The sequence below is a fragment of the Paraburkholderia sp. EG304 genome (assembly GCF_046543485.1).
Classification (GTDB): Bacteria; Pseudomonadota; Gammaproteobacteria; order Burkholderiales; family Burkholderiaceae; genus Paraburkholderia; species Paraburkholderia youngii.
Map to the genome: position 1 here is coordinate 1 of NZ_JBKGUA010000333.1, position 461 is coordinate 461.

Annotated in this window: 1 pseudogene; it reads right to left on the minus strand. The window is 56.8% G+C overall.

Annotation, left to right across the window (positions count from 1 at the left end):
* Positions 1-341: 341 nt before the first annotated feature.
* Positions 342-461: pseudogene (locus ACLFKU_RS44145) on the minus strand (IS30 family transposase); the annotation flags it as partial.

Sequence of the window (461 nt, forward strand, 5' to 3'; positions counted from 1 at the left end):
CAACGGTGCCACCCAGCGCTCTCCACTCGACTGATTGATTGCGAGAGCGCAATGCGGCTCTATACTCTCTGCTGCAGATTCGTCGCACGTCGAACCTGCATTTCGCGTTTCCACACAGCCTCGGTCGCTCTATGCCGCTTGCATGAAAAGCCGCGCCCGCGGCGATCGCCAGGCTTGGTCGTCGGGCGCTAGCCGGCCAGAAGCCGCCGGCAGTTCCATCTTCGAAGCTGACGCTCAAACGACTGCTCCCCTCAGAAATCTGACGGCAGATCTCTTTTCGGACCTCGGCCTTAGCAGTCAATGGCCCATTAAAAAGAAATGGCCGGTTCTGCATGGCGGATTCAACCGGTCGATGCAATAGTTTGCTGGAACCGTTCAGCCGGCGTTTCGTAATTCAGTGTCTTCCTTGGACGCTCATTCAGCCTTCTTGCCACGGCATTAAGTTTGGCCTGAGAGTAGAC